This window comes from Streptomyces sp. NPDC050546 (assembly GCF_044457425.1).
In the GTDB taxonomy this organism is placed as follows: Bacteria; Actinomycetota; Actinomycetes; order Streptomycetales; family Streptomycetaceae; genus Streptomyces.
Genome location: NZ_JBITGX010000002.1, coordinates 98,572 through 123,859 on the forward strand (window position 1 = coordinate 98,572; position 25,288 = coordinate 123,859).

Annotated in this window: 20 protein-coding genes; 9 read left to right on the forward strand and 11 right to left on the reverse strand. The window is 70.9% G+C overall.

Annotation, left to right across the window (positions count from 1 at the left end):
• Positions 1 to 23 precede the first annotated feature (23 nt).
• Entirely contained in the window at positions 24 to 449 is a 426-nt protein-coding gene (locus tag ACIBK5_RS05240) for a hypothetical protein (protein ID WP_399016420.1), read from the forward strand.
• Here the strand turns inward: ACIBK5_RS05240 and ACIBK5_RS05245 are convergent.
• Complete coding sequence (locus ACIBK5_RS05245) at positions 431 to 1,246, reverse strand: helix-turn-helix domain-containing protein (RefSeq protein ID WP_399016422.1); 816 nt, start codon at positions 1,244 to 1,246, stop codon at positions 431 to 433. The genes ACIBK5_RS05240 and ACIBK5_RS05245 overlap by 19 nt on opposite strands.
• A 127-nt stretch (positions 1,247 to 1,373) precedes the next feature.
• Between ACIBK5_RS05245 and ACIBK5_RS05250 the strand changes: the two genes are divergently transcribed.
• Together ACIBK5_RS05250 and ACIBK5_RS05255 are read left to right on the forward strand one after the other, a co-directional pair.
• Positions 1,374 to 1,679 (forward strand): 4a-hydroxytetrahydrobiopterin dehydratase, encoded by a 306-nt coding sequence (locus ACIBK5_RS05250; RefSeq protein ID WP_399016424.1) that lies wholly within the window; start codon positions 1,374 to 1,376, stop codon positions 1,677 to 1,679.
• Positions 1,680 to 1,683: 4 nt separating this feature from the next.
• Positions 1,684 to 2,427 carry a class I SAM-dependent methyltransferase gene (locus ACIBK5_RS05255; RefSeq protein WP_399016425.1) on the forward strand — a complete coding sequence of 248 codons (744 nt, stop codon included), beginning with the start codon at positions 1,684 to 1,686 and terminating at the stop codon, positions 2,425 to 2,427.
• Here the strand turns inward: ACIBK5_RS05255 and ACIBK5_RS05260 are convergent.
• Both ACIBK5_RS05260 and ACIBK5_RS05265 read right to left on the reverse strand, forming a co-directional pair.
• Positions 2,396 to 2,872: a hypothetical protein gene (locus ACIBK5_RS05260; RefSeq protein ID WP_399016427.1), complete on the reverse strand. Its 477-nt coding sequence runs from the start codon at positions 2,870 to 2,872 to the stop codon at positions 2,396 to 2,398. The genes ACIBK5_RS05255 and ACIBK5_RS05260 overlap by 32 nt on opposite strands.
• Positions 2,869 to 3,348 carry a hypothetical protein gene (locus tag ACIBK5_RS05265; RefSeq protein WP_399016429.1) on the reverse strand — a complete coding sequence of 160 codons (480 nt, stop codon included), beginning with the start codon at positions 3,346 to 3,348 and terminating at the stop codon, positions 2,869 to 2,871. The genes ACIBK5_RS05260 and ACIBK5_RS05265 overlap by 4 nt, the downstream gene beginning before the upstream one ends.
• A 39-nt stretch (positions 3,349 to 3,387) precedes the next feature.
• On the opposite strand from ACIBK5_RS05265, the gene ACIBK5_RS05270 reads away from it, so the two are divergent.
• Both ACIBK5_RS05270 and ACIBK5_RS05275 read left to right on the forward strand, forming a co-directional pair.
• Complete coding sequence (locus ACIBK5_RS05270; protein ID WP_399016431.1) at positions 3,388 to 4,356, forward strand: helix-turn-helix transcriptional regulator; 969 nt, start codon at positions 3,388 to 3,390, stop codon at positions 4,354 to 4,356.
• A 38-nt stretch (positions 4,357 to 4,394) separates the two neighbouring features.
• On the forward strand, positions 4,395 to 6,269 hold the full coding sequence (locus ACIBK5_RS05275; protein WP_399016433.1) for a rhamnogalacturonan lyase: 1,875 nt from the start codon (positions 4,395 to 4,397) through the stop codon (positions 6,267 to 6,269).
• Positions 6,270 to 6,330: 61 nt separating this feature from the next.
• Here ACIBK5_RS05275 and ACIBK5_RS05280 read toward each other — a convergent pair whose 3' ends face one another.
• Both ACIBK5_RS05280 and ACIBK5_RS05285 read right to left on the reverse strand, forming a co-directional pair.
• Positions 6,331 to 8,985, reverse strand: coding sequence for a cellulose binding domain-containing protein (locus ACIBK5_RS05280; protein WP_399016435.1), 2,655 nt, complete (start codon positions 8,983 to 8,985; stop codon positions 6,331 to 6,333).
• Positions 8,986 to 9,196: 211 nt separating this feature from the next.
• On the reverse strand, positions 9,197 to 12,115 hold the full coding sequence (locus tag ACIBK5_RS05285; RefSeq protein ID WP_399016437.1) for a glycoside hydrolase family 48 protein: 2,919 nt from the start codon (positions 12,113 to 12,115) through the stop codon (positions 9,197 to 9,199).
• Positions 12,116 to 12,530: 415 nt separating this feature from the next.
• Here ACIBK5_RS05285 and ACIBK5_RS05290 point away from each other — a divergent pair, with 415 nt between their 5' ends.
• Both ACIBK5_RS05290 and ACIBK5_RS05295 read left to right on the forward strand, forming a co-directional pair.
• Complete coding sequence (locus ACIBK5_RS05290; RefSeq protein ID WP_399016439.1) at positions 12,531 to 14,252, forward strand: glycoside hydrolase family 6 protein; 1,722 nt, start codon at positions 12,531 to 12,533, stop codon at positions 14,250 to 14,252.
• Positions 14,253 to 14,403: 151 nt separating this feature from the next.
• Positions 14,404 to 15,324, forward strand: coding sequence for a class I SAM-dependent methyltransferase (locus ACIBK5_RS05295; RefSeq protein WP_399016441.1), 921 nt, complete (start codon positions 14,404 to 14,406; stop codon positions 15,322 to 15,324).
• A gap of 87 nt (positions 15,325 to 15,411) precedes the next feature.
• Here ACIBK5_RS05295 and ACIBK5_RS05300 read toward each other — a convergent pair whose 3' ends face one another.
• From ACIBK5_RS05300 to ACIBK5_RS05310, 3 genes are all read right to left on the reverse strand, one after another.
• Positions 15,412 to 16,203: an aldo/keto reductase gene (locus tag ACIBK5_RS05300; RefSeq protein WP_399017273.1), complete on the reverse strand. Its 792-nt coding sequence runs from the start codon at positions 16,201 to 16,203 to the stop codon at positions 15,412 to 15,414.
• A 160-nt stretch (positions 16,204 to 16,363) separates the two neighbouring features.
• The gene (locus tag ACIBK5_RS05305) at positions 16,364 to 18,190 is read right to left on the reverse strand and encodes an AMP-dependent synthetase/ligase (RefSeq protein WP_399016443.1); all 1,827 of its coding nucleotides are present in this window, start codon (positions 18,188 to 18,190) and stop codon (positions 16,364 to 16,366) included.
• Between the two features lie 298 nt (positions 18,191 to 18,488).
• On the reverse strand, positions 18,489 to 19,367 hold the full coding sequence (locus ACIBK5_RS05310; protein ID WP_399016444.1) for a LysR substrate-binding domain-containing protein: 879 nt from the start codon (positions 19,365 to 19,367) through the stop codon (positions 18,489 to 18,491).
• Positions 19,368 to 19,571: 204 nt separating this feature from the next.
• On the opposite strand from ACIBK5_RS05310, the gene ACIBK5_RS05315 reads away from it, so the two are divergent.
• Positions 19,572 to 20,585 (forward strand): bile acid:sodium symporter family protein, encoded by a 1,014-nt coding sequence (locus ACIBK5_RS05315; protein ID WP_399017276.1) that lies wholly within the window; start codon positions 19,572 to 19,574, stop codon positions 20,583 to 20,585.
• Here ACIBK5_RS05315 and ACIBK5_RS05320 read toward each other — a convergent pair.
• The 3 genes from ACIBK5_RS05320 to ACIBK5_RS05330 all read right to left on the reverse strand — a co-directional run bounded on the left by ACIBK5_RS05320 (position 20,521) and on the right by ACIBK5_RS05330 (position 24,713).
• Positions 20,521 to 21,756: a DUF4185 domain-containing protein gene (locus tag ACIBK5_RS05320; protein WP_399016446.1), complete on the reverse strand. Its 1,236-nt coding sequence runs from the start codon at positions 21,754 to 21,756 to the stop codon at positions 20,521 to 20,523. The two genes, ACIBK5_RS05315 and ACIBK5_RS05320, sit on opposite strands and share 65 nt — an antisense overlap.
• Positions 21,757 to 21,767: 11 nt before the next feature.
• Positions 21,768 to 23,639: an exo-alpha-sialidase gene (locus tag ACIBK5_RS05325; RefSeq protein WP_399016448.1), complete on the reverse strand. Its 1,872-nt coding sequence runs from the start codon at positions 23,637 to 23,639 to the stop codon at positions 21,768 to 21,770.
• Between the two features lie 156 nt (positions 23,640 to 23,795).
• Positions 23,796 to 24,713, reverse strand: a complete 918-nt coding sequence (locus tag ACIBK5_RS05330) for a zinc-binding alcohol dehydrogenase family protein (protein ID WP_399016450.1) — start codon at positions 24,711 to 24,713, stop codon at positions 23,796 to 23,798.
• A 103-nt stretch (positions 24,714 to 24,816) separates the two neighbouring features.
• On the opposite strand from ACIBK5_RS05330, the gene ACIBK5_RS05335 reads away from it, so the two are divergent.
• Positions 24,817 to 25,254 carry a MarR family winged helix-turn-helix transcriptional regulator gene (locus ACIBK5_RS05335; protein ID WP_399016452.1) on the forward strand — a complete coding sequence of 146 codons (438 nt, stop codon included), beginning with the start codon at positions 24,817 to 24,819 and terminating at the stop codon, positions 25,252 to 25,254.
• Positions 25,255 to 25,288 lie beyond the last annotated feature (34 nt).

The following is a 25,288-nucleotide window of genomic DNA, read 5'->3' on the forward strand; positions in this document are numbered from 1 at the left end:
GACCCGACGGAGGGTGATGCCCCATGTCCGCGATCCAGCTCGCCGCACTCGCCCGGACCTCCGAGCCGCAGTCGATGCTGCGCCGCTTCCTGGCCCTGGACGCCATGGTGACCGGCGCCAACGCCCTCGCCTACCTCGCGCTCCCCGGCCCGCTCGGACGCTTCCTCGGTGTCGGCCCCACGCTGCTGCTCGCACTGGGCGCGTTCCTCGCAGCCTACGCCGCGGGCGTCGGCCTGCTGGCCGCCGGCCGCCGGCCGCCGGCGCTCGGGGTGCGGGCCGTCGTCGAGGCCAATCTCGCCTGGACGGTGGTGAGCCTCGCGGCCCTGGCCCTGTGGCTCACGCCCAGCACGGCGGGCGCCGTGTGGACGGTGCTCCAGGCCCTGACCGTGGCCGGCTTCGCCGTCCTCCAGCACACGGCACTGAAGGCACGTCAGGACAGCAGCGACTGAAGGTACTTGGCCGTGGCCGGGTCGGCCGGCAGGAGCGTCTCGATGGCCAGCTCGGCGACGGTCACGTCCATCGGTGTGTTGAACGTGGAGATCGAGGAGATGAACGACAGCGTCCGCCCCTCGTGCTCGATCCGCAGCGGCAGCGCGAAGTACGGCACCGGCTCCGAAGGCTCCTCAGGCCCGGCCTCCGGGTCCTCCTCCGGCACCGGATACGCCGCCACCTCCTCGTACAGCTTCCGCAGCGGCTCGGAGCGGTGCAGCGCGATCTGCCGCTCCATCTGCTCCAGCAGGTGACCGCGCCAGGCGCGCAGATTGCGGATGCGCGGGGCCAGGCCCCGCGGATGCAGGGCGAGCCGCATCGCGTTCAACGGCGGCTCCAGCAGAGACGCGCAGACGCCGTCGACCAGCGTCATGATCCCCCGGTTGGCGGCCACCACGTCGTACAGCGCGTCCACCACCAGCGCCGGATACGGCTCGTAGCCCCCGATCAGCCGCTCGATGCCCTCGCGCAGCGCGCCCAGCGCCGGGTCGTCCAGCGGCGTCTCCGGGTAGCGCGGGGCGTAACCGGCCGCCAGCAGCAGCGCGTTGCGCTCCCGTACGGGGACGTCCAGATGCTCGGCCAGCCGCAGCACCATGTCCTCGCTGGGCCGGGACCGGCCCGTCTCGACGAAGCTGATGTGCCGGGCCGAGGAGTCCGCGCGCAGGGCCAGCTCCAGCTGGCTGACCCGGCGCTGCTCCCGCCAGGCCCGCAGCAGCGGGCCCACCCCCTGGTCGGCCGTGGACGGGTGAGTGGTCATGTCAGGACCGTAGTCGAGAACCGGCCGTGCCCGACAGGCACACGTCTCTGACCAGGGTCTCGGACGTCCCGCTGTGGCAGGCTGAGAGGACACCGGGGATTCCGGCGCGAGGGAAGGAGCGCAGCCCATGCCCGTCGAACCGCTGTCGCAGAAGGAGGTCGAGGACCGGCTGGCCGAGCTGCCGGGCTGGTCGCTCGACGGAGACCGCCTCACCCGCTCCTACCGGCTCGGCTCGCACTTCGCGGCGACGGCGATGGTCGTGCACATCGCCCAGGTCCAGGAGGAAGTGAACCACCACTCCGACCTCACACTCGGTTACAACACCGTCTCCCTGTCCGTCCACACGCACAGCGCGGCCGGTGCCGTCACCGAGAAGGACTTCGAGCTCGCCCGCAGGGTGGAGGACCTGGCCCCCGGGCACGGGGCACACTGACCGGGTGCTCGACTACGACAAGGAAGCGGAGCGGTACGACGCCTCGCGCGGCGGCGAGCCCAGGGCGGCCGCCGCCGCGGAAGCGGTGCTGAGCCTCGTACCGCCTCAGACGCGCGGCCTGCTCGACCTCGGCTGCGGCACCGGCATAGTGACCCGGCGGCTCGCGGCAGCCCGCGCCGGGATGCGGGTGACCGGCGTGGACCTCGCCGCCGCGATGGCCCGGCAGGCCGCCGCCCGGCTGCCCGGTGCGGTCGTGCTCGCCGACAGCAGGCGGCTGCCCTTCCGGGACGGGGAGTTCGACGCCGTCAGCAGCGTGTGGCTGCTCCATCTGGCCGCCGGGCCCGCCGATGTGCGGACCGTCGTCGGCGAGTGCGCCCGGGTGCTGCGGCCCGGCGGGGTCTACGTCACCACGGTCGACAAGGCCGCCTCCCACAACGTGGGCAGTGACATCGATGTCGTTCTGTCCTCCCGACCGCCGAGCCCGGTCCGGGACGCGGCGGCGGACGTCGTCTCCTGCGCCGCCGCTCACGGCCTCGTCCCGGCCGGACAGGCCCGCTTCCGGGGCCACGGGCAGGGCCGCAGCCCCCGTCGTACGGTGGCCGACCTCAGACGCGGCTGGTTCGTCACGCTGCCGCCCGGCGACCCGCTCGCGGAGGGCTTCGCCCTGAGGCTCGCGCAGCTCCCCGACCAGGACGTGCCCCGCCCCGACCCGGTGTTCAGCCTGCGGGCGTTCCGGAAGCCCGGGTGAAGTCCATGGTCCAGTTGGTCAGCCAGGTCTCCCCGCCGTCGACGGAGAACGCCTGCTCCCAGCGGGCCGACGTGGCGGAGACGCCCGACCAGACGAACCGCACGCGGACGTCCTTGCTGTCGTAGGCGTCGTCGCCTTGGAACTCGCCGCGTCCGCCCTCGAAACGGCCGAAGACCGGGGGAAACAGCGTCCCGGTCACGCTGGAGGCCCAGTTCAGCGACCACCGCTCGGTCTCCGGGTCGAACAGCCGCAGCGTCGCGCCCTTGGCCGAGAGGACGGGCATGTCGACCTCGTCGAGGTTCGCGGCCCCGTCGAACAGCGGCCGGCAGCGGCTGGTCCCGGTGAACTCCGTCCAGTCGCTGTCCGGGTCGAGGAAGTCGGTGCGGCGGCGGTGGCGGACCTCCCAGTCGCCGTGGAAGAAGTCGAAGTCGTGCGGGCTGCTCATGAGCGGTCTCCAGTGGTTCCTTCGGGCAGGGAGTCGGCCAGGTAGGCCTTCAGGTCCGGGGTGTCGGGCGCGAGCAGATGGCGTACCCACGCGTCCCGCTCGTGCAGGATCGGCGGAAGCTCCCAGACACAGCCGATCCAGGGTCGGCCAGGGACGACGAAACGCGTCGGGTCGGAGTCCGGACAGCCCAGCACCGGCTGGCCCGCCGCCGCGCCCCCGAAGTGCAGGACGTTGTCCCACACCCAGCTGTACGCGTTCAGGTAGGCGCCGTCGTCGCCGCCCCGGTGCAGGACGACGAAGGTCGCCGGGGGTGTGCCGTCCGGCTCCGGCAGCAACTCCGGGAGGATCGCGTAGGCCGCCTTCTCCACCTCGGGCGCGATGCCGCCCGGGTCGGTGGTGACGTGGTAGCGCTTGATGTGCCGTCCGGCCACCATGATCGGCGGCGGCACGGTCAGCAGCTTCTCGGTGAAACCCATGCCGGGACGCTAAGGCCGCTTCACTGACACCATGTGTCAGTGAAGTCCGGCCGGCTCGTCTCGATCCTCCTGCTGCTCCAGACCCGCGGCCGGATGACCGCCGCCCAGCTCGCCGAGGAGCTGGAGGTGTCGGTGCGGACGGTGTACCGGGACGTGGACGCCCTGAGCGCCGCCGGGATCCCGCTGTACGGCGACGCGGGCCACGCCGGCGGCTACCGCCTCCTCGACGGCTACCGCACCCGCCTCACCGGCTTCACCACCGGCGAGGCCGAGGCGCTCTTCCTCGCCGGTGCCCCGGGCGCCGCCGCCCAGCTGGGCCTCGGCTCCGTCCTGGCCGCGGCCCAGCTGAAGGTCAGGGCCGCCCTGCCCGCGGAGCTGCGCCGCCACGCCGACCGGATCAGCGGCCGCTTCCACCTGGACGCCCCCGGCTGGTACACGGACGCCGACGACACCCCGTACCTCCCGGCTGTCGCCGACGCCGTCTGGAGCTCCCGTGTGCTGCACGTCCGGTACCGCCGCTGGCGCGAGCCCACCGACGTGGAGCGCCGCCTTGAGCCGTACGGGCTGGTGCTGAAGGCGGGGCGCTGGTACGTCGTCGCCGGGCCCGGACCACGGACCTTCCGCGTCGACCAGATCCTCGAACTCGCCACCGGCGAAGAGGAGTTCTCCCGCCCCGGCGACTTCGACCTGGCCGCGTACTGGACGGCGTACCAGCGCGACTTCCACGACCGGCTGTACCGCGGTGAGGCGGTGGTGCGGCTGGCCCCGGGGACGACGCTCACCGGCCCGGCGGGGGAGGCGGTCCGGCGCGAGGGGCGTACCGACGAGGACGGCTGGACGCGGGCCAGGGTCCCCATCGAGTCCGTCGAGCACGCCCACGCCGAGTTCCTGCGCCTCGGCACGGGCATCGAGGTGCTGGCCCCGGACGAACTGCGGTCTCGCATCGCCCGGACCGTCGCCGAACTGGCCGAGTGGTACGGCAACTCCCGTGCCCCCGGCGGCGACTGAGAGGCGGAACCCGCCCGTCCTCCCAGGAGGTCCGTCACGTGAAGCACCCCCACAGGCACCGCAGACGCCGTGTGCTCCTCCCGGTGGCCGTCGCCACGGCGGCGCTCGCCGGCGCCGGCCTGACCACGTTCGCCACCGACGACCCCGCCCAGGCCGCCACCGCCCGGCAGGTCGAGAAGCTCGACCGGGGCGTGGTCAGCGTCCACACCGGCAGCGGCAACCTGGTCAGCTGGCGCTGGCTCGGCACCGACCCGGACAACGTCTCCTTCAACGTCTACCGGGCCGGTACGAAGGTCAACTCCACACCGGTCACCGGCTCCACGAACTACTTCCACTCCGGAGCGCCCGCCCAGGCCGACTACACCGTCCGCGCGGTCGTGAACGGCACGGAACAGGGCGACTCGGTGCACGCGGTCCAGTTCCGCACCGGCTACAAGGACATCCCGATCTCCCCGCCCGCCGGCGGCACCGCTCCGGGCAACTCGGCGTACACCTACGAGGCCAACGACGCCTCCCTCGGCGACCTCGACGGCGACGGCGCCCTGGACATCGTCCTGAAGTGGCAGCCCACCAACGCCAAGGACAACTCCCAGTCCGGCTACACCGGCAACACGATCGTCGACGGCATCAAGCTCGACGGCACCCGGCTGTGGCGTGTCGACCTGGGCCGCAACATCCGCTCCGGCGCGCACTACACGCAGTTCCAGGTGTACGACTACGACGGCGACGGCAAGGCCGAGGTCGCCATGAAGACCGCCGACGGCACCAAGGACGGCACCGGCGCGGTCATCGGCAGCTCCTCCGCCGACCACCGCAACTCCAGCGGCTATGTGCTGTCCGGCCCCGAGTTCCTGACGATGTTCAACGGCCAGACCGGCAAGGCGATGCAGAGCGTCGACTACGTCCCGGCCCGCGGCACCGTCTCCTCCTGGGGCGACTCCTACGGCAACCGCGTCGACCGCTTCCTCGCGGGCACGGCCTACCTGGACGGCTCCCGCCCCTCCCTGATCATGGCGCGCGGCTACTACACCCGCACGGTGATCGCCGCCTGGGACTGGCGCAACGGCTCCTTCACCCGCCGCTGGACCTTCGACACCAGCTCCTCCACCAACAGCGGCAAGGGCTACGACGGCCAGGGCAACCACAGCCTGTCCGTCGCGGACGTCGACGCGGACGGCAAGGACGAGATCGTCTACGGCGCGATGACCGTGGACGACAACGGCAACGGGCTCTGGACGACCAAGACGGGCCATGGCGACGCCGGCCATGTCGGCGACCTGAACCCGTCCCGCGCGGGCCTGGAGTACTTCAAGGTCTCGGAGAGCACCAGCCAGCCCGGCTCCTGGATGGCCGACGCCCGCACCGGCGCGATCCTCTGGAAGACCGCCTCCGGCGCCGACAACGGCCGGGGAGTGGCCGCCGACATCTACGCCGGCAGCGCGGGCGCCGAGGCCTGGTCCGCCTCCGACACCACCCTGCGCTCGGCGACCGGTGCCTCCCTCGGCCGGGAACCCTCCTCCATCAACTTCCTGTCCTGGTGGGACGGCGACCCGGTCCGCGAACTCCTCGACGGCACGCGCATCGACAAGTACGGCACGTCGGGCGACACCCGACTGCTCACCGGCTCCGGCGTCTCCTCCAACAACGGCACGAAGTCCACGCCGGTCCTCTCCGGCGACCTCCTCGGCGACTGGCGCGAGGAGGTCGTCTGGCGCACCAGCGACAACAAGGCGCTCCGGATCTACTCCACGCCGCATGAGACCAGCACGAAGATCACCACCCTGCTGCACGACACGCAGTACCGCACGGCCCTCGCGTGGCAGAACACCGCGTACAACCAGCCCCCGCACCCGAGCTTCTTCCTCGGGAACGGGATGGCGACGGCTCCGAGGCCGACGGTCTACACCCCGTGAGACCCCGGTGGGTGCGCGCCCCGGGGGGAGCGCGCACCCACCGGTCACGGCACAAGGGCCGTCAGGTGACCGTGCAGGTCTGGTCACCCAGCTTGAACACGGCCGGTTTCGTGTTTGTCCCCGACCAGTTCGCCGTGAACCCGAAGCCCACGGACGCACCGGCCGCGACGTTGGTGTTCCAGCCGACGTTCTTCGCCGTCACGGCCGAACCCGACTGCGAGACCTCGGCGTTCCAGGCCTGGGACACCTTCTGCCCGTCCGCGAACGACCAGCCCAGTGACCAGCCGCTCCAGGCACTCGTACCCGTGTTGGTGACCTGGACGTCCGCCTGGAAGCCGCCCGACCACTGGCTGGTGACCTTGTACGTCACCTTGCAGGCGCCCGTCGGTGCCGGGTCGGGGCCAGGCCCCGGGTCCGTGGAGCCGCCGTCGGAGCTGTCGCCGTAGATGACCCCACGGCCGTTCGTCGAGACGTAGACACGGCCGTAGATCCTCGGGTCGCCCGTGATGGCCGCGCCCGTCCAGCCCCACTGGTGGGCGTCGTCGTTGACGCGGGTCCAGCTCGCGCCCTTGTCCGTGGAGCGGAAGATGCCGCGCACGCCGCCGATCTTCGCGCTCGTGTAGAGGGTCTGGTAGGAGGCGCCGGGCGCCGCCTTGCCGAAGCCGATCGTGTCGGCCTGCTGGACGTTGGAGAGCTTCGTGAAGCTCGCCCCGCCGTCCGTGGAGTGCCACAGGCCGTACGCCCCGTCGCTCGCGCCGCCCGCCAGCCACACATCGCCCTTCCCGCCGGGCAGGGCCTTGAAGCGGACGCTGTCGCCGCTGGGCAGTCCGCCGGCCGGTGACTCCTTGAACGTCGCCCCACCGTCCGTACTGACGTAGAACTTCCCGGACTTGAAGCCGTAGAAGGTCTTCGGGTCGACCCGGTCGGACTCGACGACCGCCCCGGAGGGGATCCCGCCGGAGGCCTGCCACGAGGTGCCGAAGCCCGTCGCGTAGTGCACACCGGCACCCTGCGGGCTCCACACGAACCGGCTCCCGTCCGCCGCTGCCGCGACCGTGCCGCCGCCACTGACTCCCGAAGGGTCGGTGCCCGCGAACCAGTTGGCGCCGTTGTCCGTCGAGAACGCGATGTGCGGGCCCGAGTCCAGGTTGCCGGTCCGGACTACCGTGTTCGGGCTCGACTCGGCGAAGTCCAGGCTCGTGGTCGTCGTGAAGTTCGGCTGCGTGAACATCATCGACGGCACCTTGGTCAGGTCCGTGTGGCGGAAGCCGCCGACATCGCCGAGCGCGCTGAGCAGCGGGGCTCCGGACGGGGGAGAGGCGAGGTCGTTGACCGCCGTCTCCTCCAGGCCCCGCACCATCGGCTTGACGGTGAACTTCCCGCCGCCGTCCCAGTTGGTGAGGTTCTCGGTTCCGTAGATCGTCGCGCCCGTCCCGTACATCATGCGAGCGGAGTCGAACGGGTCGATCTCCATCGACTCCGTCATCCAGCCCAGCTTCGGCGTCTGTTCGGGAGGCGCCGGGTTCGCACCCCACGTCAGCCACGGCGAGGACGAGACGTCCATCGTGTAGCGGTTCTCACGGTTGGGGTACGACGTGTAGTCCCACGCCTTGGTCCAGGTCGCCCCGCTGTCCGTGGAGCGGAAGATCTGCGTGTCCGGCCACCAGGCGCTGTACGCCGTGGCCATGACCGTGCCCGGCTTCTGCCGGTCCACCGTCAGCCCGCTGAAGCCGTAGAACGTGTCGGCCTCCGCCACCGGGCTGATGTTCGTCCAGGTGCCGGTCCCGGTCGCGTACCGCCACAGCCGGCCCTTGCCGCCGTCGTACGGGCCGCCCTTGTCGCTGTAGGCGATGTAGAGGTGGCCGTTCTTCGCGTCGAGGACGCCCTTGTGGGCGAGCTGGCCCGTCGGCTGTCCGGCAAGCCGCTGCCAGGTCGCGCCCGCGTCCGTCGACCGGTACACCGCGTTCTCCGCGTCGGCGACCCCGACATAGAGCGTCTTGGTGGCGTTGCCCGAGGTTCCCGTGGACTCGTCGAAGGTGACCCAGACGATGCCCTGGTTGTCGGAGGCGTAGCCGGACGTGTCGCTCGGGTCCTGCACGTAGTTGCCGACGTTGGGGAAGTTGGTGACCTGCGACCAGGTGACCCCCGAGTCCGTCGACCGCCACAGCCCCTTGCCGCTGGGTGCGCCCAGGTAGAGCACGCTGTTCCGGTTCGGGTCGATCGCCAGCCGCTCGCCCATGCCACGCCCGGGCATGTTGCCGCCGAGCTTGAAGGGCAGATTCGTCTTCTGCCAGCTCGCGCCCCGGTCGGAGGAGCGCATGACCGCGCCGTTCTTCGGGTCCCAGCCGTTGGTGTACGTCCCGACCGCCGCGTACACCCGGTTCGGATCGACGGAGTCGGACGCGATGCTGACGACACCCGTGTGCCCCCAGTCGTCCCATCCGACCGAGTCCAGCAACGGCGTCCAGCTCTTCGACGACTCCTGCCAGCGGTACGCGCCGCCGATGTCCGTCCGGGCGTAGGCGAGGTTCTTCTCACTGCGGTTGAAGACGATCCCGGGGACGAAGCCGCCCCCGTCGATCCGGGCGTTCTTCCAGGTGTAGGTATCGGCGGCGAGCTTCGTCGAGGGCGGATCGGCGGCCAGGGCGGAGGGGGCGCCCGACAACAGCCCGGCCGCCAGCGCGAGCACGGCGGTGAGGATACGGGTTCTTCGCACGGTGGGGGTCCTTCCGTGAGGGGAACGTGCGAGAGCCGGGCGGCTCCCGTGCGGGTGGAGCCGCCCGGCCGTGGTGGCCCCGCGTCAGGTGCAGGACCACGTACGCGGAGCTTCGGACGCACCTCTTGCTGGGGGCGCGGGGAACTGCGCGACCAGCCACAACGGACCCGCAGCCGAAGAACCGCCCACCCCGTGGAGCGCCCGGCGGGGGCTACTCGAGAAGCTCCGCGTACGAGCCCATGGCAAGCGCGATATCCGCCTGAGCCCAGAACCGGTGATACGTGAACGACGGAACCGCACCGCCCGCCAGATAACTCTCGATCTTCGACCAGGCGGGATCGTCCTCGTAGAAGGACCGGATCGAGTCGAACGTCGACGACGAGTTGATCGCGTCACCGTTCGGCATCGTGCCCGTCCAGCCACTGGGGATGTACACCGGATCGTCGAACCGGTTGTAGTCGGCCCGGTTCTCCGGAACGGCGATCCCGAGCGCGTCCTGGTGGTTGTCCCACATCCCGTCCAGCAGCTTCTTCGCCGCCGCCGCGGCCTCCGTGTCACCGGAGCGGTCGGCGTAGTACGTCAGCGTCTTGGCGTACGAGGCAGCCACACCGACATCGTTCGTGTAGTCGGCGACGGTGACCCGCAGCCCGCTGTTGGAACCCGGGCTGGACGCGTTCCAGGTGTCGGGCTGGCCCGACCACTGCAGCGTCGACGGGATCCGGAACGTGCCGTCCGGGTTGAACGTGGTCTTGGACAGCGCCCAGTCGACCCACTTGTCGAGGACCGTCTTGGCCTGCGCGTTCCCCGTCTGCTGGTACAGCTCGGCGACCCGCTCCATGGACCACGCCTGGAAGCCGAACCACTGGTTGGACGGCGGGTCGTGGTACACCGGCTTCTCGTCGTAGTACATGCCGTAGAACGTCGACTTCCCGGCGGGCGGGGTCGCGTACCGGCCCGCCCAGCTGTTGGTCGCGCCACCGGCGATGGCACCCTCGCTCGACTGCAGCCAGCGGTAGAACTCCAGCTGCCGTTCCATGGACTTGGACCAGTCGGCCGCGCCCGTGGCCGACTTGGGCTTCAGCGGGGCGTAGTTGCCGAGCGCGTAGGCCGCGAGGGGGTTCTGGTAGCCGCCGTGGGCGTGGCTTGAGCCGATGCGCCAGGCCCAGCCGGCCGAGGTGTCGGTGGCGCCGCCCCAGGCGTAGTACCAGGACATCAGGTAGTGCGAGGCGTCCTTGCCCGTGCCCGCGGGGCAGGACGTGGGCCCGACACAGTTGCCGATCTTCTTGAAGTACTTGTCGAACATGGAGTAGCGCAGGTAGTCGCCCATCTTGGCGGCCTTGCCGACCGTCGCGGAGACGTCCGAGCCCTTGCCCTGCTCCTTCGCCCACAGGTCCGCCCAGTAGGCGGCCTGCACGGCCCGGGCGTCGGCGTCCGGCGCGTTGGTGAACTTCCACTGCTTGGCATAGGAGGCGTCACCGGTGAACAGGTCCAGATAGCCGTTCCTGCCGCCGTACTTGAAGGCGTCACAGGTCGGCTGCGGCACCGTCTCCCACACCGACTCCTGCGAGCCGCGCTGGAAGGTGTTGATGTACGACGGGCCGGTGTCCGAGGGGCCCGCCTCGCACTTGCCGGGCGAGTTGCCGTAGCCGTAGACGTTGTCGACGTCCTGGAGCCAGTGCATGCCGTAGACGTCGTCCGTGCCGTACGCGCTCTTCAGCTCGGCCGCGATCGGGTCCCGGCCGACGGAGGCGCCGGTGTCGAGCTTGGCCGGGTACTCGTTCGGGGTGTCCAGCTCGGGCGCGTAGGTCGCCGGCTTGGACGCGTTGTAGAAGGAGTTGGTCGGCTGGTCGGCGCGGGTGGGGATCATGTACTTCTCCATGAGGTCCCACGCGCCGTTGAACTTGGCCCAGTCGCCGGTCACCTTGCCGTACATGGCCTGGAGCCACAGGAGGTAGCTGTACGCCTCCGAGGTGGTCTCGTGGCCGTGGTCCGGCGCCTCGACGATCAGCGTCTCGACCGAGTGGTAGGGGATGCCCTCGGGGGAGAAGTAGCCGTTCGCCGGGTTGGTGATCTTCCCGTAGAGCTCCAGGAAGCGGGCGTCGTAGACCTTCGCCGCCGCCAGCTGGGTCACGGTGACCGAGGCTTTCGCATGGCCCGTGGCCGTCGACTCGAAGACCGCCGAGCCGGTGCCGGAGTTGGCGGCGGTGACGGTCACCTTCTGCGCGGTGTTCCAGTTCTGCGGAGTGAAGGTGAGCGAGGCGCCGCCCGTGACCGACAGGCCCGAGTTGCCGCTCGCGCGGGCCGACGCCACCGTCACGTTGGACGCCGGCTGCTTGGACAGCTTCACCTCGTAGGTGCCCGACTTGCCCGACTGGACGCCCAGTTGGAGCGGCGAGGCGACGACGGTGGGACCGGAGGAGACCGTGATGCCGACCGGGGTGGAGTTCGCGGAGGCGCCCATGCTGTCGTACGCCTTCGCCACCAGGGAGTGACTGCCCACGGTCAAGTCGGAGACGGAGAGCGAGTAGGGCGCACTCGTGTCCGTGCCCAGCAGCGTGGTGTCGTCGTAGAACTCCACCTTGCTGATCGTGGCGCTGTCCGCCGCGGCCGCCGTGGCCGCCAGCGGGACCGCCTGGCCCTGGGTGTAGACGGCGCCGGCGGACGGGCTGGTCAGCACGGCGATCGGCGGCTGGTGCGCGCCGGTGCAGGGGGTGCCGTTGACCGAGAAGGACGCCGGCGCGGCGTTGGTGCCGCTGTAGGTGAACTGGGCGCCGGTGGAGACGGCGGCGCCCGCGGCGACCCGGGCGTTGTGGGAGGCGTTCTTGACGGTGATGTTCTGACCGGACTGCGACCAGGTGCCGTTCCAGCCGTTCCCCAGCCTCTGGTTGCCGGAGTAGGCGTAGGTCAGCGTCCAGCCGTCGATGGCGTCCGTGCCGCGGTTGGTGAGGGTCAGATCCGCGGTGAAGCCGGAGCCCCAGTCGTTCGTCTTGTAATCGACACTGCACTGAAGTGCGGCCGCCTGCGCGGGAGTCGACCCTGAGGAGAGCATCGTCAACGGAAGCGCGAGAGCTGCGACGGCGGCGATCCACACGCGCCGCACCGCTCCGCGTCTCCGGGGTGGGGGATGCATGGTGCTGGTTCCTCCTTGCGGCTCGGAGAAGTCAAGGCTTGAACCAGTGGGAGCGCTCCCATCGTGAGGACGGCTGTGGTATCGGTCAAGGGCCTTGAAGAGTCGAAAAGATTCGACGCCGCATGTTGAGCGAAAGTCAGCGACTCCCCTGTTCTTTACAGACACTTGGCGCTACCTTCCTTGACACCAGTGGGAGCGGTTCCATCAGTCGACGCGTCCGTCACGGCGTGTCCGGCCTGCAAGGAGTCGCTCATGCGACACCTCTCGCGTTCAGTACTTTGAGCCGCCCCAGCGCGGTCGTCCCCTGCTGCGCGAGCGCCATGCCGGGTTCCACGGTTCCTCAGTCCCTCATGTCCCTGTCGGAGCGCGCCCTGAACGGCTGACACCCCCACCAGCGAAAGGGAAACCCGCACTCATGAGCCGTACGAGAACAGCGTTACTGGCCGCCATGGCCCTGGTCGCCGGCGCGGCCGGCACGGCGTTCGCCGTCGACCCGGACGGCGCCGGCATCGCCGCCGTCCCCTGCACCGTCGACTACAAGATCCAGAACCAGTGGAGCACCGGCTTCACCGCCGCCGTGACCGTCACCAACAACAGTGCCGCCAAGTCGTCGTGGTCGCTGAAGTGGTCCTACGCCGGCAACCAGCAGGTCACCAGCGGCTGGAACGCCAAGCTGAGCCAGAGCGGTGCCGCCGTCACCGCGGCCAACGAGAGCTACAACGCCCAGCTCGCGACCGGCGCTTCGGTCAGCTTCGGCTTCCAGGGCAGTTACAGCGGCAGCAACGCGATCCCGGCCACCTTCACCCTCGACGGCGTCACCTGCAACGTCGACGACGGCGGCAACCCGGATCCGACCGACCCGCCGGGCCCCGGCGGCCCGTCCAACCGGGTCGACAACCCCTATGCCGGCGCCAAGGTGTACGTGAACCCGGAGTGGTCCGCGAAGGCTGCCGCCGAGCCGGGCGGCAGCCGCGTCTCCAACCAGCCCACGGGTGTCTGGCTGGACCGTATCGCGGCCATCAACGGCGCGGGCGGCAAGATGGGTCTGCGCGCCCACCTCGACGAGGCGCTGCGCCAGAAGGGCTCCGGCGAGCTCGTCGTCCAGCTCGTCATCTACAACCTGCCCGGCCGTGACTGTGCCGCTCTCGCCTCCAACGGCGAGCTCGGCCCGACGGAGATCGACCGGTACAAGACGCAGTACATCGACCCGATCAAGGCGATCCTCGCCGACTCGAAGTACGCCTCGCTGCGGATCGTCACCACCGTCGAGATCGACTCGCTGCCGAACCTCGTCACCAACACCGGCAGCCGCCCCACGGCCACCCCGCAGTGCGACGTGATGAAGGCCAACGGCAACTACGTCAAGGGCGTCGGCTACGCGCTGAACAAGCTCGGCGACGTGGCGAACGTCTACAACTACGTCGACGCCGGGCACCACGGCTGGATCGGCTGGGACGACAACTTCGGTGCCTCCGCGACCCTGTTCAAGGAGGCGGCGTCCGCCGAGGGCGCCACCGTCAACGACGTCCACGGCTTCATCACCAACACGGCGAACTACAGCGCCCTGAAGGAGAACAACTTCACCATCAACGACAACGTGGCCGGCAAGTCCGTCCGCGAGTCGAAGTGGGTCGACTGGAACCGCTACGTCGATGAGCAGTCCTTCGCCCAGGGCTTCCGCAACCAGCTGGTCTCGGCGGGCTTCCCGTCCTCGATCGGCATGCTGATCGACACCTCCCGCAACGGCTGGGGCGGCTCGGCCCGGCCCAGCGGACCCGGTGCGCAGACCTCCGTCGACACCTACGTCAACGGCGGCCGCTACGACCGCCGCATCCACGTCGGCAACTGGTGCAACCAGTCCGGAGCCGGCCTCGGCGAGCGGCCCCAGGCCGGTCCGGCCACGGGGATCGACGCCTATGTGTGGATGAAGCCGCCGGGCGAGTCCGACGGGGCGAGCAAGGAGATCGCCAACGACGAGGGCAAGGGCTTCGACCGGATGTGCGACCCGACCTACACGGGCAATCCGCGCAACGGCAACAACCTGTCCGGTTCCCTGCCGGACGCGCCGCTGTCCGGGCACTGGTTCTCCGCCCAGTTCCGGCAGCTGATGCAGAACGCCTACCCGCCGCTGTCCTGACCGGCTGACACCCCGTCCCCACGGGTCCGCCGGGGCTTCGGCCCCGGCGGATCGGTGTGCCCGCGGTTTTTTTGCGGGAGCGGCAACAGCAGTGGCCTTCTCCCGGTGCGTCGGCGCAGTCTGGCGGCATCCGAGGGAGAGGCTGACCGCCATGGCGCACGACCACGACCACGACCACGACCACGACGACCACGACCACGACCGTCACGGCCCCGACCGCCACGACCACACGCACCTCGACTGGGCCGCGATGGCCCCGAGGCTGGAGTCCCAGGCGGAGCTGTTCGCTTCCCTGTACGAGCGGGCCATGGGCTGGCTGGCGCACGAGGTGACCGAGCCGGGCCTGATCGTCGACGTGGGCAGCGGGCCGGGCGTCGTGTCGTGTCTGTTCGCCGAGACGTTCCCGGGCGCGCGGATCGTCGCGGTGGACGGCTCCGAGCCGCTGCTGGAACGGGCCCGGGCACGGGCCGAGCGGCTGGGCGTCGCCGACCGCTTCAGCACGATCGCCGGTGAACTCCCGGATGTGCTGGAGGAGTTGGACTACCCGGCCGACCTGCTCTGGGCGAGCCGCAGCCTCCACCACCTCGGCGACCAGCGGGCCGCGCTCGCCGCGTTCGCGGCCCGGCTGGCGCCCGGCGGCACGCTGGCCCTCATGGAGGGCGGCCTGCCCCCGCGGTATCTGCCGCGCGACATCGGTATCGGCCGGCCCGGGCTTCAGGCGCGGCTCGACGCGCTGGAGGCGGAGTGGTTCACACGGATGCGGACGGAGCTGCCGGGCTACGTCGCCGAGACGGAGGACTGGCCCGCCCTGCTGGCGTCGGCGGGGCTGAAGCCCGCCAGGACCCACACCTTCCTGCTGGACCTGCCCGCGCCCGTCTCGGACCGGGCCCGTGAGTATGTCGTCGGGTCCCTGTCTCATCTGCGGGAGCGCATTCCGGAGGGCTTCGACGCGGACGATCTCGCCACCCTCGACCGCCTTCTCGATCCGGACGACGAGGCGAGCCTGTACCGGCGGGCGGATGTGTTCGTGCTGGAGGCGCACACGGTGCACACGGCGGTCCGGGCGGTCTGAGCAGGACCCCACCCACCGTCTCCGAGAAAGCACGACTGCCCGCAGCCGGGTGACGGGCTGCGGGCAGTCGTAGGGCCGGGGGAGGGCTCAGGCGCCGTCGAACGTCGCCGGGTCCGGGCCGATGCGACGGTCCTCGTTGAGGGCGCTGATCGCCGCCAGGTCCTCGGTGTCCAGCTCGAAGTCGAAGACCTCGATGTTCTCCTTGATCCGCGAGGGCGTCACGGACTTCGGGATCACCACGTTGCCCAGCTGGAGGTGCCAGCGGAGCACGACCTGGGCCGGCGTGCGGTCGTGCTTCCGGGCGATGGCCACGACCGCCGGAACCTCCAGCAGGCCCTTGCCCTGGCCGAGCGGCGACCAGGCCTCCGTGGCGATGCCCTGCTCCGCGTGGTACTCACGGGAGGCGGTCTGCTGCAGATGCGGGTGCAGCTCGATCTGGTTGACCGCCGGGACGACCGATGTCTCGCCGATCAGCCGCTCGAGGTGCTCGGGCAGGAAGTTGGAGACGCCGATGGCCCGGATCCGGCCGTCGGCGTGCAGCTTCTCGAACGCCTTGTACGTGTCGACGTAGGTGTCCCGGGCCGGCAGCGGCCAGTGGATCAGGTACAGGTCGACGAAGTCCAGGCCGAGCTTCTCCAGCGACGTGTCGAAGGCGCGCAGCGTGGAGTCGTACCCCTGGTCGGCGTTCCAGAGCTTGGTGGTGACGAAGAGCTCCTCGCGGGGGAGACCGGCGGCGGCGATGGCCTTGCCGGTGCCCTCCTCGTTGCCGTAGATCGCCGCGGTGTCGATGCTGCGGTACCCGGCCTCCAGCGCGGTCGCGACGGCCGACTCGGCCTCGTCGTCCGGCACCTGCCAGACGCCGAACCCCAGCTGGGGCATCTCGATGCCGTTGTTCAGGGTGATCTGGGGGACCTTGCTCACGAGCTCTCGATCCTTAGGTATGTGGTCGGATGTACTCCCATCGTCAACGATCACGAGCCGTGATGCATTCCTGACGGGAGAATTCAGACGGGCGGCACACCATCCGTTAACAGGCAGTTCATGCCCGGTAGAGTGCCTCGACCTCGTTCTCGTACGCCTTCTCGATCGCCTTGCGCTTCAGCTTCAGGGACGGGGTCAGCAGCCCGTGCTCCTCGGTGAACGGCTGGGCCAGGATGCGGAAGGTGCGGATCGACTCGGCCTGCGAGACAAGGGTGTTGGCCGCGACCACCGCGCGCCGCACCTCCGTCTCCAGGTCCGCGTCCCGCACCAGCTCCGCCGCGGACAGCTGCGGCTTGCCCCGCATCGCCAGCCAGTGCTCCACGGCCTCCTGGTCGAGGGTCACGAGGGCGGCGATGTACGGACGGTCGTTGCCGACGACGATGCACTGGTTGACCAACGGATGGTCCCGGACGCGTTCCTCCAGCACACCGGGCGAAACACTCTTGCCACCCGATGTGACCAGGATCTCCTTCTTGCGGCCGGTGATGGTGAGGTAGCCGTCCTCGTCGAGCGAGCCGAGGTCGCCGGTGGCCAGCCAGCCGTCGTGCAGGGTCTGGTCCGTGGCCTTGGGATTGTTGAGGTAGCCCTGGAAGACGTTCTGGCCGTGCAGCCAGATCTCGCCGTCGTCCGCGAGGTGCACGGTCATGCCCGGGATGGGCTGGCCGACCGTGCCGAACCGGGTGCGTCCGGGCGGGTTGGCGGTCGCGGCGGCCGTGGACTCGGTCAGGCCGTAGCCCTCGTAGATGTGCACGCCCGCCCCGGCCCAGAACAGGCCGAGCCGCCGGTCCATCGCCGAGCCGCCCGACATGGCGTGCCGGATCCGGCCGCCCATCGCGGCACGGATCTTGGAGTAGACGAGCTTGTCGAAGAGCTGGTGCTGCATGCGCAGCCCCGCCGAGGGGCCGGGCCCGATGCCCCAGGCCTTGGCCTCGACGGCGTCCGCGTACTTGATCGCGATGTCCACGGCCTTCTCGAACGGGCCGGAGCGGCCCTCCTTCTCGGCCTTGCGGCGGGACGCGTTGAACACCTTCTCGAAGATGTACGGCACCGCCAGGAAGAACGTCGGCTTGAACGCGGCCAGATCCGGCAGCAGGGCCGCCGCGTTCAGCTGGGGCTGATGGCCGAATTTCACCCCACCGCGAATCGCCGCGACCTGGACCATTCGCCCGAAGACGTGTGCGAGCGGCAGGAACAGCAGGGTGGCGGCCTCGTCGCCCCGCTTGGAGTGGAACACCGGCTCCCAGCGCTCGATGACGGTGTCCGCCTCGTAGGCGAAGTTGCCGTGCGTGATGACACAGCCCTTGGGGCGTCCCGTCGTGCCCGAGGTGTAGATGATCGTGGCGACCGAGTCGGGTGTGACGGCCTGCCGGTGGCGGTGCACCACCTCGTCGTCGAGGTGCGCGCCGGCGTCGTACAGCTCCTGCACGGCGCCGGAGTCCAGCTGCCACAGGCGGCGCAGCTGCGGCAGCCGGTCGATGACGGTGGCGATCGTCATCGCGTGGTCCTCGTGCTCCACGATCGCGGCCGTCACCTCGGCGTCGTACAGCATCCAGAAGCACTGCTCGGCCGAGGACGTCGGGTAGACCGGCACGACCTGGGCGCCGATCGTCCACAGCGCGTAGTCGAAGAGCGTCCACTCGTAGCGCGTACGGGACATGATCGCGACCCGGTCGCCGAACCGGATACCGCTCGCCAGCAGGCCCTTGGCCAGAGCGAGCACCTCGTCACGGAACTCGGCGGCGGTGACATCCCGCCAGTACCCCGCGTCGTCCTTACGGCCCAGGGCGATGTACAGCGGGTCTTCCTGGGCATGCTCGAAGACCACGTCGGCCAGACCGCCCACCGGAGGTGCCAACGCCAACGGAGGGTTGGTGAACTCGCGCAAACCCCGCTCCCCGCTCCTCAGCGCTTCTGTTGAGTGACGCTCCGCACAGCGCCGTGAAAGCTACCCCACGGGGCCAGGGTGCGGGAGGGGGGTCGAAGGTGAGCAGCGCTCTCATCGGCGCTGGTCAGCGAGGGAAAAAGCGCTCACATGGGGAAGGGTCGGACAGATTACTGACGGTTGAGTAAGTTTCGGTGCCGTAATCTCCACCGAATCTGTACGACTTCAGGCGCAGTGCGGGGCCCTCTGAGAAGGGTCTCTTCTGTCAGCGCGGCGGCGGCGGATTCCGTCACTCCGGTTGTCACAGGTCCTTGCGTGAGCTGCGGCGCAACCGGTCACCGCCCGCCAGGAGCGCCGCCGCCAGGGCGTCCGCGGCGCCCGGTGCGGAGGGGCGGCGCCGGCCGTGGACCACCACGAAATCGACCTGCCCCAGTTCCGGCAGGCCCGCCCGGTCCGGGACCCGGACCAGACCCGGCGGGATGAGGCCGCGGGAGTGGGCCATCACGCCGAGGCCGGCCCGGGCCGCGGCGACGAGGCCGTTGAGACTGCCGCTCGTGCACACCACACGCCACTCGCGGCCCTGCCGCTCCAGCGCCTCCAGGGCGAGTGCGCGGGTGATGCCCGGCGGCGGGTAGACGATCAGCGGCACCGGGCGGTCCGGGTCGAGCCGGAGGCGTTCCGCGCCGATCCACACCAGCCTGTCGTGCCGGACCAGCTCACCGCGCGGGTCCTCGGGGCGCCGCTTGGCCAGGACGAGGTCCAGCTTCCCGGCGGCCAGCTGCTCGTGCAGCGTGCCCGACAGCTCGACCGTGAGCTCCAGGTCGACCTCCGGGTGGTCGTGCCGGAAGCCCTCGAGGATCTCGGGCAGCCGGGTCAGCACGAAGTCCTCCGAGGCGCCGAAGCGCAGTCGGCCGCGCAGCCGGGTGCCCGTGAAGAAGGCCGTCGCCTGCTCGTGCACCTCCAGGATCCGGCGCGCGAAGCCGAGCATGGCCTCGCCGTCCTCCGTCAGCTCCACCGAGTGCGTGTCCCGCGTGAACAGCGTCCGCCCGGTGGCGTCCTCCAGCCGCCGCACGTGCTGGCTGACCGTCGACTGCCGCAGCCCGAGCCGCCGCGCGGCCTGAGTGAAGCTCAGTGTCTGCGCCACCGACAGGAAGGTGCGCAGCTGGGAGGGGTCGTACATGGTTCTCAGGTTATCGCTGAACGCGATGACAGTCAGAGCGGTATACGGGATTCCCGATCGCCGGGCCGGGGAGCAGGATGGGAGGGGGCCACCCCGGCCCCGCACCGCCCGTACGCACCGCGCAACAAGTACCGATCAACAAGTACCGGGCAACAAGTACCGAGCAAGTGGAGCACCGTGAAACGCCTGCGCCGGCCGCGCCGGATGCCGATCGACCCGTTCATCCTTCTCCTGCTGGCGACGGTGGGAGTCGCCGCACTGTTCCCGGCCCGCGGGTCGGTCGCCGATGTGGCGTCCGGGGCCTCCACGGCGGCGATCGCCCTCCTGTTCTTCCTCTACGGAGCCCGGCTCTCCACCCGTGAGGCGCTGGACGGCCTGCGGCACTGGCGGCTGCACATCACGGTCCTGGCCGCCACCTTCGTCGTCTTCCCGCTGCTCGGCCTCGCGGCCCGCGGGCTGGTGCCGGTGATCCTCACCGACCCGCTCTACCAGGGCCTGCTCTTCCTCACGCTCGTCCCGTCGACCGTCCAGTCGTCGATCGCCTTCACCTCGATGGCCCGCGGCAACGTGCCCGCAGCGATCTGCGCGGGCTCCTTCTCCTCCCTCATCGGCATCATCGCCACCCCGCTGCTCGCGGCCTCGCTGCTCGGCGGCAGCGGCGGCGGGTTCTCCGCCGACTCTCTGCTGAGGATCGTGCTGCAGCTGCTGGTGCCGTTCCTCGCCGGGCAGTTGCTGCGCCGCTGGATCGGCGGCTTCGTCACCCGCCACAAGAAGGTCCTCGGCCTGGTGGACCGCGGCTCGATCCTGCTCGTCGTCTACACCGCGTTCAGCCAGGGCATGGTGCAGGGCATCTGGCACCAGGTCAGCCCCGCCAGGCTGGGTGGGCTGCTCGCCGTGGAGGCCGTGATCCTCGCCGTGATGCTGCTGCTGACCTGGTACGGCGGCAAGGCGCTGGGCTTCCGCCGGGAGGACCGGATCACCCTCCAGTTCGCCGGTTCGAAGAAGTCCCTGGCCGCCGGTCTGCCCATGGCGAGCGTCCTGTTCGGCGCGCACGCCTCGCTGGCGGTGCTGCCGCTGATGCTCTTCCACCAGATGCAGCTGATGGTGTGCGCGGTGATCGCCAAACGCCGCTCGCACGACCCCCGCGCGCAGGTCACTCCGCCGGAGCCAGCCGCAGAGACACGAACCGCGGTCGGTACAGGGACACGTTCCGGCTGAGCTGGGCCGCCGCGCCGGTCGTCTCCAGCCAGTTGACGTCGTAGCTCAGCACGAGCCGTCCGTCGCCGCTCAGCACCGGATGGACCTGCGGGTTGTAGGCGGCCACCTGGCCCTGCGGCAGCGACGGACTGAACTCCTTCGCCGGCCCGTGCCATGGCCCGGCCGGGGAGCACGCCCAGTACGAGGCGACGGTCGTCAGGCCCTTCGTACCCGTGGCCATGGTGAACAGCACATACGTGCCGCCGTCCCGGACGACCGAGAACGCGCTGCCGACGCCCTTGCGCTGCCCGTCCCCGAGCACCGGCCGGGGGCGGGCGGTGGCCGCCCACGCCGAGCCGTTCCAGTACCGCCAGGCCGCCGGATCCCCGAGCCCGCCCTCCCGTACGCGTGCCACGTAGGCGTGCGAGGCCGGGCGGGAGGCTGCCTGGCCGTCGTCGCCGCCGAAGACGTACGTCCAGCCGTCCTCCTCGACCAGCGTCGTGCCGAACAGCACCCGCCGGGACGGGTCGGGAACCAGCTGCTGGTCCAGCACCTTGACGATCGACTCCAGGCGCAGAGCGGGCAGCGACAGGGTGGCGACCTCGGTCGCGGTGGGCACGCCGTAGATCCACGGAGCCTGCCCCGCCGTGCGCACCCACAGCAGCACCCGGACCACCTGCTCGGAGGAGCCCGGGGAGCGGGGTTCGACGCGGGCGCCGACCGGCCAGCGCCACTGGTTCGGCGCCGGGTCGGCGAACAGCGGGGCGGGCAGGGTGGTTTCGAGCCTGCCGTCGCGCATCAGCACGGCCGAGTTGCGCACCAGCGGCTCGGCCGTCTCCCGCCAGGCGTGGGACTCGCCGGCCGGGTTGGGCGGGCCGTACACCCGGCCAAGGAAGGTGTCGGAGAACAGCCAAAGCACCCGGCCGTCGGGCAGCCGCAGCGAGTGGGTGCCGTCGCCGCCGGTCCAGTCGTCGGTGCGGCTCGCGTCGTCGCCGTAGCGGGCGAACTCGGCGGTGAGGCCGTCGTCCGCTCGCCACGAGTCCACCGTCCGTGCCCGGCAGGCGCCGTCGTCCCGGCTCTCGTCCTCCGGCAGGGCGACGATCAGGGCGGCACCGAGAACCAGGGCCAGCAGCAGGCCGATCCCGGTTCCGGTGCGCTGTCGTGCTCGTGCTGCTCTTGAGTCGTCGGGCACGCTCCGTGACGTTAGTTGCTGCCGCTCACCTGGTCCATGGGCAGCCACAGGACGGTGCCCCTGGCGGCCGCCTTCGCGGCGCCGGACGCCAGCTCCTCGTCGGACAGTGCCCGGTTCCAGACGTGGACGTCGTCGATCGCCCCGCTGAGGAACGCCCTGCTGTCCATCCGCTGGCCTACGTGCACGCCGAACGGGGAGTTACGGCTGACCGAGCCCGGCACGTCCGTGGTGGTGAGCGGCGCACCGTCGAGGAAGAGCGTCAGCTTTCCGTCGCCCCTGCGCAGGGCCAGATGGTGCCAGCGTCCGTCGTTGTGGGCGCCGTCGGTCCACACCGAGGCCGACCTGACGGTGCTCGCGCCCGACCGGGTGGTGATGAGCCCCCGGACCCGGTTGCTCGCCGGCTCGCCGCGCAGCCAGATCTGCGGCTGTGTGCTGCCGATGCCGCCCATCCACAGGAAGGGCTGTTCGCCGGTCGTGGCCGTGTAGCGGAAGAACAGCGAGGCGGTGAAGTCCCCTTCGCCGAGCGGGAGCCGGGACCTGTACGGCAGCCGCACGGCGTCGTCCGTTCCGTCGAAGGACAGCGCACCGCCGCGCACGCCCGTGGTCCGGGCGGCACCGCCGAGCACGGCCGCGGGCGTCGCCACCGACGCGGCGTCACGGGTGGTCGGGTCGGGACCCCGGCGCGGCTTCAGCCAGTCCTCGGTGAAGCGGGCGAAGCGGATCTCGTCGCGGGCGTCGACCGCGCCGCCCTCGTACAGCAGGCCGACCGTCGTGCCGTCGACGGCCGCCATGTCGGAGTAGCCGGACCAGTCGGTGGTGACGACCGTGCCCCGGTCCACGCTGTCCCAGGTGCGTCCGCCGTCGTAGGAGGAGCGGACCATCATCGTGCGGCGGCGGTCGGGGTCGGCCGGAGCGGACAGCAGGAGCCGGTCGCCCAGGCGTACGGTCGCGCCCTGGACCTGCGGGGTGTAGAGGTCCGGGAGGTCGCGGAAGGGCGTGGCGAAGCTGTCGCCGCCGTCCCGGCTGAGGGTCTGGGCACGGTGGCCCAGATCGGTGCCGTCCTGTTCCCGGCCGCTGACGAGGAGGGCGCCGTCGGTGCGTTCGGTGAGCGTCACCTCGGACGGCTTCTGCCGGAACGCGCCGTCGAGGGCTATGGGCCAGGAGTCCGTGGCGCCGACCCGCCAGTGGTCGCCGCCGTCGTCGCTGACGATGAGCGCGGCGTGGTTCGCGGTGACCCGACTGCCGTCCCACGTCTCGGTGTTGACGCCGAACACGAGCCGCCCGGCGTGCTTGCCGCGGGTGAGCTGGATGCCGTGCACGGGGCCGGTGGCGTACCAGGAGTTCCAGTGCGCGGGCAGGATCTGGTCGCTCAGGTCGCGCGGCTTCGACCATGTCCGGCCGTCGTCGTCGCTGTACTGCAGATGGGGGCTGCGGTCGCAGGGGACGGTGCAGTTGCCGGCGTCGGTCCGGCCGGTGTTGTACGTCTCGGCCAGCAGGATCCGGCCGGTCCTGCGGTCCACGAGGGGCGCCGGGTTGCCGTGTGTGTCGCCGGCGCCCTCGGTGACGACCTGGAGCGGTCCCCAGGTGCGGCCGCCGTCGGTGGAGCGCTTGAGGACGATGTCGATGTCGGCCGCGTCACCGCAGTTGAGGACGCGGCCCTCGGCGAAGGCGAGCAGCGTTCCGGACGTGGTCCGCACGATCGCCGGGATACGGAAGCAGGCGTAGCCGGGGTCCTGGGAGGCCTTGAAGAGGACCTGTTGTTCGAACTCCGGTAAGGCCGTGGCCGGCCGGGCCTGGGCGGGGAGGGCCGGCGCGAGCAGCGCGGCGGCGGCGAGAACGGCTGTCAGGGTGGATCTCAGACGTGCGCGAAGACTTGACGGCATGGTGCGACCTGCCCTTCATGCGTCTGTCGGCTGGACCACCGAGGCATGGGAACGGACATCCGGGCGGCAGAGGTGCGGACAACCGGACATCCCACGTCCCATGTGTGGGGCCACAGACGGTACTTGGACTCACAGACCCCCCACAAGAAGCGTGCGTCAGGGGATCAGGACGACCTTTCCGCGGTTGGCCCGCGCCTCGATCTCTCCGTGGGCCTTCGCCGCGTCCGCCAAGGCGAACTCCCCGTGGACGACGGGCTTGACCTCTCCCGCCGCGAACAGCCGCCACAGCTCTTCGCGCCAGTGCTCGTACAACTCCGGTCTCCCGCGGGCGATACGGGCCATCTGGAACCCGATCACGGACTTGGCGCCCACCAGCAGGTCGTACGCCTGGACGGTGCCGCCGCCCGAGCTGTACGCCACCAGCCGTCCCTCCGGGGCGAGTGCGGCGAGGGCCCGGGTGAGCAGCTCGCCGCCGACCGCGTCCAGGGCGTAGTCGACGGGCGTGCCCCAGCTGTCGTCGCCGTATGCGACGACGTGGTCGGCGCCCAGGCCGCGGACGAACCCGGCCTTCTCCGGGTCGGAAACGGCCCCCACGACCCGCCCCGCGCCCCGCGTCCTGGCCAGCTGAACGGCCAGATGGCCGACGCCGCTCGCCGCCGCCGTGACCAGGGCCGCCTCGCCGGGCTCGGGCCGGGCCGCCGCCAGGGCGCCGAGGGCGACCAGGCCGCTGCGGACCAGGGCGACCGCGTCGACGGCGCGGGCACCGGCCGGTACCGGGGAGGCCATGGCCTCGTGCAGGAGGGCGAAGTCGGCGTAGCCGTGGCCGAAGCAGAGCCCCGTCACCCGGTCGCCGGTGCCGAAGCGCGTGACGCCCTCGCCGACGGCCGTGACCTCCCCGGCGATCTCGCCGCCGAGCGGGCCCGGCTCGGCCGCCTCGGTGACCTTGCGTACGACCGGGAGCGTGACGCCGATCGCCTCCGCGCGCACGAGCAGTTCTCCGGGGCCGGGCTCGGGGACCGGAGCCTCCTCCACGGACAGGGGGCCGCCTCGGGATTCGTAGCGGACGCGACGCATCGCACCTCCGTGGTCGTTGGTACTCCCAACGAAGTCGTTGGGAAGCCCAACGGTATAGGACGATCATAGGAAGGACCAACGATTTCTTGGCTAGGCTGCGGCCATGTCGGAAGCCCTTCTGCCCGCGATCCGCTCCCTGCCCAGCTGGCTGCTCGGCCGCGCCGCCGCCCGCGGCCGGACCCTGGTGGCCGAGGCGCTGGCCGAGCAGGACATGAGGATGTGGCACCACGTGGTGCTCTCCGCCGTCCGTGACCTCGGCCCCGTCGCCCAGGCCGACCTCGGCCGCGGGATCCGGCTCGACCCCAAGGACCTGGTCGGCATCCTCGACGACCTCCAGTCGGCGGACCTGGTGCTGCGCGAGCCGGACCCGAGGGACCGCCGCAAGAACGCGGTGTCCCTCACCCCACGGGGAGCCCGGCTGCTCAAGCGCTGCGAGAAGGCGGCCCGGGCCGCCAACGACGAGCTGCTCGCCCCGCTGTCGGCGGCCGAACGCGAGCAGTTCACGGCGATGCTGATCCGGATATCCGGCACAGCCGACTGAGGGTGCTCCGCCCTCGGGCAGGCCGAGACGGGGC